Source organism: Pseudomonas sp. AU12215, from assembly GCF_001675465.2.
Classification (GTDB): Bacteria; Pseudomonadota; Gammaproteobacteria; order Pseudomonadales; family Pseudomonadaceae; genus Pseudomonas; species Pseudomonas nitroreducens.
In genome coordinates, this window is record NZ_MACM02000009.1 from 179,490 (window position 1) to 187,668 (window position 8,179).

General features: G+C 66.5%; 8 protein-coding genes. 3 read left to right on the forward strand and 5 right to left on the reverse strand.

Annotated features, from left to right (window positions below; all coding sequences use genetic code 11):
* Positions 1–5 precede the first annotated feature (5 nt).
* On the forward strand, positions 6–1,415 hold the full coding sequence (locus tag A9513_RS04195; protein WP_141678334.1) for an efflux transporter outer membrane subunit: 1,410 nt from the start codon (positions 6–8) through the stop codon (positions 1,413–1,415).
* On the opposite strand, the gene A9513_RS04200 is transcribed toward A9513_RS04195, so the two are convergent.
* On the reverse strand, positions 1,416–1,724 hold the full coding sequence (locus tag A9513_RS04200; protein WP_065084067.1) for an NIPSNAP family protein: 309 nt from the start codon (positions 1,722–1,724) through the stop codon (positions 1,416–1,418).
* A 250-nt stretch (positions 1,725–1,974) separates the two neighbouring features.
* On the opposite strand from A9513_RS04200, the gene A9513_RS04205 reads away from it, so the two are divergent.
* Positions 1,975–2,667 carry an MgtC/SapB family protein gene (locus A9513_RS04205; RefSeq protein ID WP_024765777.1) on the forward strand — a complete coding sequence of 231 codons (693 nt, stop codon included), beginning with the start codon at positions 1,975–1,977 and terminating at the stop codon, positions 2,665–2,667.
* A 55-nt stretch (positions 2,668–2,722) separates the two neighbouring features.
* Here A9513_RS04205 and A9513_RS04210 read toward each other — a convergent pair whose 3' ends face one another.
* Positions 2,723–3,067 carry a cupin domain-containing protein gene (locus A9513_RS04210; RefSeq protein WP_037014773.1) on the reverse strand — a complete coding sequence of 115 codons (345 nt, stop codon included), beginning with the start codon at positions 3,065–3,067 and terminating at the stop codon, positions 2,723–2,725.
* A 243-nt stretch (positions 3,068–3,310) separates the two neighbouring features.
* On the opposite strand from A9513_RS04210, the gene A9513_RS04215 reads away from it, so the two are divergent.
* Positions 3,311–4,666 carry an OprD family porin gene (locus tag A9513_RS04215; protein WP_065084068.1) on the forward strand — a complete coding sequence of 452 codons (1,356 nt, stop codon included), beginning with the start codon at positions 3,311–3,313 and terminating at the stop codon, positions 4,664–4,666.
* A 226-nt stretch (positions 4,667–4,892) separates the two neighbouring features.
* Here A9513_RS04215 and A9513_RS04220 read toward each other — a convergent pair whose 3' ends face one another.
* From A9513_RS04220 to A9513_RS04225, 3 genes are all read right to left on the reverse strand, one after another.
* Entirely contained in the window at positions 4,893–5,609 is a 717-nt protein-coding gene (locus A9513_RS04220) for an SDR family oxidoreductase (protein WP_065084069.1), read from the reverse strand.
* A gap of 384 nt (positions 5,610–5,993) precedes the next feature.
* Positions 5,994–6,179, reverse strand: a complete 186-nt coding sequence (locus A9513_RS35375; RefSeq protein ID WP_128082562.1) for a hypothetical protein — start codon at positions 6,177–6,179, stop codon at positions 5,994–5,996.
* Positions 6,180–6,359: 180 nt separating this feature from the next.
* A partial coding sequence (locus tag A9513_RS04225; RefSeq protein WP_141678332.1) for an efflux RND transporter permease subunit occupies positions 6,360–8,179 on the reverse strand: 1,820 nt, incomplete at its 5' end.

The window sequence follows — 8,179 nt, forward strand, 5'->3', positions numbered from 1 at the left end:
CCGCCCTGCAGAAACCCGCCTGCATCATGCTGCTGGCGCTGAGCCTGGCCGGCTGCTCGATGGCGCCCACCTACGAACGCCCCGAAGCACCGGTGGCGTCGAGCTGGAACAGCCCCGCCGCGAAGACCGGCCAGGCCGCCAGCAACCTCGACTGGCAAACCTTCATCGTCGACAGCGAGCTGCGCAATCTGGTGGGCGTCGCCCTGGACAACAACCGCTCGCTGCGCCAGACTCTGCTGGACATCGAACAGGCCCGCGCGCAATACCGCATCCAGCGCGCCGACCGCGTGCCGGGGCTGAACGCCGCGGCCAACGGCAATCGCCAGCGGCTGCCGGGTGATCTGTCCAACACCGGCAGCTCGGCGGTGAGCAGCAGCTATCAGGTCGGCCTCGCGCTGCCCGAGTACGAGCTGGACCTGTTCGGCCGGGTGAAGAGCCTGACCGACGCCGCGCTGGAGCAATACCTCTCCACCGAGGCGGCCGCCCGCAGCGCGCGCATCGCACTGATCGCCGAGGTCAGCCAGGCCTATCTCACCTATGACGGTGCGCAACGCCGCCTGCAGCTCACCGAGCAGACCCTGGCCAGCCGCGAGGATTCCCTCGGCCTGATCAGCCAGCGGCGCTCGGCGGGTGCGGCCACCGCGCTGGACTACCAGGAGGCGCTGGGGCTGGTCGAGCAGTCCCGCGCCGAGCTGGAAAGCAATGCCCGGCAGAAGCAGCAGGCGCTCAATGCCCTGGTGCTGCTGCTCGGTACCGCCGATGCGGCCAAGCGCATCCCGCAGCTGCCCCAGGACAAGCCCATGCTGATCCAGGACATCGCCCCCGGCACCCCCTCGGAACTGATCGAGCGGCGCCCGGACATCCTCGCCGCGGAGCACGTGCTCAAGGCGCGCAACGCCGACATCGGCGCGGCCCGCGCGGCGTTCTTCCCGCGCATCAGCCTGACCGGCAGCTTCGGCACGTCCAGTGCGGAAATGTCCGGGTTGTTCGACGGCGGCTCGCGGTCGTGGAGCTTCGTGCCGACGCTGTCGCTGCCGATCTTCGATGCCGGCCGCAACAGCGCCAACCTCGACCTGGCCAAGGTGCGCAAGGACTCCGCCGTGGCCGCCTACGAAGGCACCATCCAGACGGCGTTCCGCGAAGTCGCCGACGCGCTCGCGGCGACCGACACCCTGCGCCGCGAGGAAGCGGCGCGCCGCGCGCTGGCCAACACCACCAACGAGACGCTGAAGCTGGCCAAGGCGCGCTACGAAGGCGGCGTGGACAGCCACCTGCGCTACCTCGACGCGCAGCGCAGCAACTTCGTCAACGAGTCGGCCTACATCGAGACCAGCACCCAGCGGCAGATTGCGCTGGTGGACCTGTTCCGAGCCCTCGGCGGTGGCTGGAATGGGGAAGCGACGGCGCAGCGCTGATCAGTCGCCGAACACCGGTCGGAAGAAACTCCGCTCATAGCTGAGGATGCAGCGGGTTTCCTCGGCGTAGCGGAACGCGGCCTGGCACTCGGAGTCGTCCATGGACCGCTGCCGGTAGCGCTCGTAGTCGGCCAGGCTGGGGAAGGTGAACATCGCCAGGGCAATGTCGTTCGCCCCCTCGGAGGGCAGGAAGTAGCCGTGGTGCTGGCCGCCGAAGCGTTCCACCAGCGGGATCCACAGTCGGCCGTAGTGTTCGAATTCCTTGAGCTTGTAGGGGTCCAGCACGTAGCGAAGGTAACAGGTGACCATCTTGCCAACTCTCGTCCGGTGAAAGGGACGCCACTGTACCTATTCCTCGCGGGAACACCCAAACCTGCCTTGCCCCACGCCAGGCAGAATTTGTGGGAGCGCAGCCTGCTCGCTCCTGCAGGCTGCGCTCCCCTGTGCAACATCCGCCTGCAACACTGCGCGGCCCGCTAGACTGGCCGCATCTTCAACCATAGCGGGGCACGCGCCCTCCCACGGGCGCCGGCGCAAGGCCGGCGCGGAGCACCACGGCATGTACTTCGACATCATCCTCGACCTCTTCGCAGCGCTCTGCTTCGGCGCGCTGATCGGCATGGAGCGCCAGTGGCGCCAGCGTTTCACCGGGGTCGCCACCCACGGGCTGGTCTCCCTCGGCGCCGCTACCTTCGCCACCCTGCCCTTCCTCATGGGCGCGGAGGACCAGGTAGTGCGCATGTCGGCGCAGGTGGTCACCGGCATCGGCTTCCTCGGTGCTGGCGTGATCATGCGCGACGGCCTCAGCGTGCGCGGCCTGAGCACCGCGGCGACGGTCTGGTGCACCGGGGCGGTAGGCGTGCTGGCCGGCAGCGGCTTCCTCGCGGCAGCGCTGGTCGCCACATTGCTGATCGTGCTGTGCAACCTGACGCTGCCCTCGGTGACACGCTGGATCCAGCGTCACGCGCCGATAGAACCGAGCAGTGAGCGCTACTACACGGTCGAGGCCGTCACCGAGGCCCACCAGGAAGCGCTGGTGCGCTCCACCCTGCTGCGCCGCCTGAGTGCCAACGGCCTGGCCCTGCAAAGCCTGGAGAGCCACGCGCGCAAGACCGGCGGCGAAGTGGAGGTGGCCGCGCTGGTATTGGCCCCCAGCGACAAGGACAGCCTGCTGGAAGCCTTGGTCGGCGAACTGGCACTGGCGCCCTATGTATCGGCGGCCAGCTGGTCGGTCAGCGACGGCCCGCAGTGAGCCGCCCGGAACGCAGAAAGGGAGCCTGTCGGCTCCCTTTTTCATACCCGCCTGGTCAGGCGAAGACGAAGTACTTGCGCACCGTCTCCACCACTTCCCAGGTGCCCTTCATGCCCGGCTCGATAACGAATACATCGCCGGCGCGCAGATGGATCGGCTGCTCGCCCTCGGGGGTGATGACGCAGTAGCCGTCGAGGAAATGGCAGTACTCCCACTTCTCGTAGTTCACCTGGAACTTGCCGGGGGTGCAGATCCAGGTGCCCATGATCTTGCTGCCGTCCGCCGACAGGTAGGCATTGAGGTTGACGGTGTGCGGGTCGCCGCCGATGCGCTGCCACTTGGTGGCATCCAGCACGGGCGTCGGGCAGGTGTCGCGCAGCACGGTAATGAAATCGGACATGTCGGCTCCAGATCGTTTCGGTGAGGGTTCGCCACCCTAGGCATCGACCGCCGGGAACGATTGCCTGGTTCCGACATCGGTTTGCCTGCCAGCGCTGCCCCGCCGCTGCCTGACAGATTTGTCATCCGCCGCTCACCGGCTCGTTATCCACGCTCCTACACGATGCCCGTGGCCCTCGCCACGCCTGGGCGAAAACAACAACAGCAGGCGGTAACCGACCATCCTGCCCTTAGGAGCACATTCATGTATCGCACGCCTCGAAAATACCGACACAAATTCCCGCTGGCGGCTTCGCTGCTGGCACTGGGCATCGCATCGCCGACCGTCTTCGCCGAAGCGACAACCGAAGAGAAGCCCGAAGGCTTCATCGAAGGCGCCAGCCTGGAAATCCTCAACCGCAACCTCTACTTCAACCGCGACGCCCGCCATGGCCAGTCCGTACCGCCGCGCGGCAACGGCTACTCGGAAGTCTGGGCCCACGGGATCATCGGCAGGTTCGAATCCGGCTTCACCCAGGGCACGCTCGGCGTCGGGGTGGACGCCTTCGCCATGCTCGGCTTCCAGCTCGATACCGGCGATGGCCGCAACGGCGCGGGCAGTTCGGTGGACGTATTGCCCACCGACAACGACGGCCGCACCGAAAGCGACTACTCCAAGGCCGGCGGCGCGGCCAAAGTGCGCCTGTGGGACACGGTGCTGAAGGTCGGCGACGTGTTCCCGGAGACACCCGTGGTGCACTACGGCGACTCGCGCCTGCTGCCCGAGTCCTTCCGCGGCTTCACCCTGCAGAACACCAGCCTGGAAGGCCTGACCCTGCAGGGTGGCCGCCTGCACTCCATGAGCCAGCCGCAGTCACGGCAGATGGACGACGGCTTCGCCACTTTCTACGCCGGCCCGGTGGATTCGTCCTGGCTTGCCTACGGCGGCGGTGACTACGCGATCAATGACAATGCCAGCGTCAGCCTCTACAGCAGCCGCCTGAAGGACGCCTGGAACCAGTACTACTTCGGCACTGCGTTGAACTTCCCGCTCAGCGAGGCAGTGGAGCTGTTCGGCGGGTTCAACTACTACAAGTCGCAGGACGAGGGGCGCGAGCTGCTCGGCGAGTTCAACACCAACATCTGGAGCGCCAGCGCCGGCGTGCATTTCGGCGCGCACCGCATCGCCGTCAGCCACCAGCGCAACAACGGCAACAACGACTTCGACTACCTGCGCCAGGCCGACTCGATCTACCTCGACAACTCCATCCAGTACAGCGACTTCAACTCGCCGAAGGAGCGCTCCTGGATGGTCCGCTACGACCTCGACATGGCCACCTACGGCGTGCCCGGCCTGAGCTTCATGACCCGCTACGCCCGCGGTACCGACGCCGACTACTCCAATGCCAACGCCGTGTACATGCGCCGCGACGACAACGGCGACCCGCTGACCGACCAGAAGCGCTGGGAGCGCGACATCGAGGCCAAGTACGTATTCCAGGAAGGCCAGCTCAAGGACCTGTCGCTGCGCGTGCGCCAGGCGACGACTCGCGCCACCGCCTTCGAATCGGACCTGGACGAAGTGCGGCTGATCATCGAATACCCGCTGGCCGTGCTGTAAGGCCGGCGCCTGGCAGGCGGATGACGGAATTGTCAGCTGCGCATCAGCCTGCCGTTAGGCGCCCCTGGGTATAACGGAAGGCATCACCGCCCCCCAAGGCTTCTGGTGATAATTTCCCCCGCAAGACTGCTCCACTTCCTGGCGCTCCACGTGCCCCTTTGGAGGAAGAGGAACCCTCGGCGCCCGCAAGGGCGCCTTTTTTTCGTGGAGCCTGGAAGGTTCGATGTCAGAAGCGCTCGTCCCGAATCGCCGGCAGGACCAGCTCGCGGACGAACGAAACTCCCGAAAGCTGCAACAACGCATCGACCATTCGCACCACATCATGCACTGGAACCTGATGGCCTCCTCCTCGGCGAGCGGCATCCGCCAGGGGCGTGGTCAGCGGATCCTCGGTGTTCAGGTAACCCAGCTGGAGCACGCTCACCGCCAGCCTGCTGTCCCTGAAGCCCTCGCGCAGCGCATCGGCCATACCATTGAGAGCAAACTTCGAAGCTCCGAACGCCACCTCGGGACGTCCGCTCTGGCGCAAGCCGGATGTCGACCCGGTCAGGATCAGTTGCGGCCGTGACGAGTCCAGCAGCCTGGTAACCAGGCGCCTGAGCAGGAACAGCGTGGCGGTGATGTTCACGTCGACCAGCCTGCCGATGGACTCGTCGGAATCGCTGAGGAAGCAATAGCCTTCGCTGAAGGCCTCCTCCTCCCAGATGCCGACATTGCAGATCAATACATCCAGCTCGGCAGGCGCCTGCGCTTCGATGGCTGACGCGGCCTCTCCGGCGACCGACAGGTCGGCTTCGATCCACTGGAGCTGGACGCCTTCAACGGCCGCCAATGCATCCGGCCGCCTGCGCGATACGCCCACCACGCTATCGCCCGCCCGTCCCAGGCCCTCGGCCAGCGCGCGGCCCAGCCCCCGGCTCGCGCCCACAATCATGATGTTCATCGAACGTCTCCCCGGCGCCTGCCTGTCCAGTGTGCTTATGCGCAGGGGCGAATTCGCCACTGCGCAAAGGTTCGGGCCGGACTCTAAAACCTCAACCTAGCCTGAGGTCAATAGAGGCAATCCCCCAGAAATGGGCCGGAATCGCTGCGCGGAGTTCGTCGTTCCCTTTGGAGCGATGAATAGGCGGGAAGACTGTCAGTCGCCTCGGCAGCCGGGTGCACGGGCGGACAACCGACAGAGAGCACGTCTCCGACTGCTACGGCCAGGAGCGAGCGGCAGCGCTGCAAATGACCTCCGAGCGCTGGCGGGGCGACACAGGGGGATCGATCCGTGCGATGCCTGGGGCGGGCATTTCCAGGGCCCCACACCAGGCATCCACCACGGTTACCGCCGATCTTTCGAATCGTCCTCCGGGCGGTCGTTTTTCTCATGGGGCTCTTCGATCACGGGGCCTGGACGCGCAGGATCAGGCTCGTCCTTGCGCACCGGTGTCCTGGGCGGTCTTTCGCCCGGCTTGTCGTGCTCGGCGATCGGCCCCGGCCGCGGCTCGGGTACAATTTCCTCTTTCACGCTGCATCTCCCGGGACAGTACTGCCCCTGTACGCTGGTGGCTCGGGGCACAGGCAGGCGGCCAGAGCCGCTGCCACCCCTGTGCCGGACAGAGCGTCGGAGTGGCGGACGCTCCATCGATGGAAACATCCCGGCCGGGATAGTTCAGAGCATTTCCCGACCGTACATCTGCCCGGCTCGCTAGCGGCCGAGGCCAGTTCCCTCCCGCTGCACCCGGGCATCCTCATCCCGCCGATGCATCCACCGATACAACGCCGGCAGCACCAGCAGCGTCAGCGTGGTCGACGAGAGGATGCCGCCGATCACCACGGTCGCCAGCGGCCGCTGCACTTCCGCACCCGTGCCGGTGGCCAGGGCCATGGGCACGAAGCCCAGCGAGGCCACCAGCGCGGTCATCAGCACAGGGCGCAAGCGGGTCAATGCGCCCTCGCGGATCGCCGCGTCGAGGCCACGCCCCTCCTCCCGCAGGCTGCGGATGAAGGAGATCATCACCAGGCCATTGAGTACCGCCACGCCGGACAGCGCGATGAAACCGACGCCTGCCGAGATCGACAGCGGGATATCCCGCAGCCACAGCGCGACCACGCCACCGGTGAGGGCAAAGGGAATCCCGGTGAAAACCACCAGCCCGTCACGGACGTTGTTGAACATCATCAGCAGCAACGTGAACACCAGCAACAGCGCCACCGGCACCACGATCTGCAAACGCTGCGCCGCCGACTGCAACTGCTCGAACTGGCCGCCCCAGGTCGTCCAGTAGCCGGCCTGCAGCTTCACCTGCCGCTCGATGTTGCCGCTCGCCTCGGCGACGAACGAACCGATATCCCGCCCGCGCACGTTGGCGCTCACGACCACCAGGCGCTTGCCGTTCTCGCGGCTGACCTGGTTCGGCCCCTGCACCAGTTCCAGGCGTGCCACTTCGCCCAGGGTAATGAAGCCGATGCGCGAATCCGTGGCATTGGCCGGGGCCGGCACCGGGATGAGCATGCGCGACAGGGCGTCGATGTCGCTGCGCAGGCTTTCCGGCAGGCGCACGATCAGGTCGAAGCGGCGGTCGCCCTCGAACAGCGTGCCCGCCTCGCGGCCACCGATGGCCACGGAAACGTTGTCCTGGATGTCGCCGACATTCAGCCCGTAACGCGCGGCACGCTGGCGGTCGATGTTCACGGTGAGCACCGGCAGGCCGCTGGTCTGCTCGACCTTCACCTCGGACGAGCCCTGCACCTGGCGCAGCACGCCGGCAATCTGCTCGGCGGTCTGGTTCAGGACCGCCATGTCGTCGCCGAAGACCTTCACCGCCACGTCGCTGCGCACCCCGGAAATCAGCTCGTTGAAGCGCAGCTGGATCGGTTGCGACAGCTCATAGGCGCTGCCCGGCACGCCATTGGCGGCTTCCTGGATTTCCGCTTCCAGCTGCGCGCGGCTCTTCTTCGGATCGGGCCACTGCTCCTTGGGTTTCAACATCACGTAGGCGTCGGAGATATTCGGCGGCATCGGGTCCGAGGCGATCTCCGCGGTGCCGGTGCGGCTGAACATGCGTTGCACCTCCGGCACCTGAACCAGCACCTGACGCTCCAGGGCCTCCTGCATGGCCACCGATTGCGACAAGCTGGTGCCCGGCGTGCGCAGCGATTGCAGGGCGAAGTCGCCCTCGCCCAGGCTGGGCACGAACTCGCTGCCCATGCGGCTGGCCAGCAGGCCGGAGAGCAGCACCAGCACCGCGGCGCAGGCGAACACCAGCGCGCGCCGCGCCATCACCCAGTCCAGCACCGGTTCATAGGCGCGGCGCGCGCCACGCATGAGCAGGTTTTCCTCTTCCTTCACCTTGCCGCTGATGAACAGCGCGATGGCCGCCGGCACGAAGGTCACCGAGAGGATCATTGCGCCCAGCAACGCCAGCACCACGGTGAAGGCCATCGGGTGGAACATTTTCCCCTCGACGCCGGTGAGGGCGAAGATCGGCAGGTACACCACCATGATGATCAACTGCCCGTAGATCA

Excerpts from the sequence above, each read along its gene's own strand:
- A9513_RS04200 (WP_065084067.1), bottom strand. The coding sequence starts at position 1,724 with ATGGTCACCTGTTACCTTCGCTACGTGCTGGACCCCTACAAGCTCAAG.
- A9513_RS04205 (WP_024765777.1), top strand. The coding sequence starts at position 1,975 with ATGTACTTCGACATCATCCTCGACCTCTTCGCAGCGCTCTGCTTCGGC.
- A9513_RS04210 (WP_037014773.1), bottom strand. The coding sequence starts at position 3,067 with ATGTCCGATTTCATTACCGTGCTGCGCGACACCTGCCCGACGCCCGTG.
- A9513_RS04215 (WP_065084068.1), top strand. The coding sequence starts at position 3,311 with ATGTATCGCACGCCTCGAAAATACCGACACAAATTCCCGCTGGCGGCT.
- A9513_RS04220 (WP_065084069.1), bottom strand. The coding sequence starts at position 5,609 with ATGAACATCATGATTGTGGGCGCGAGCCGGGGGCTGGGCCGCGCGCTG.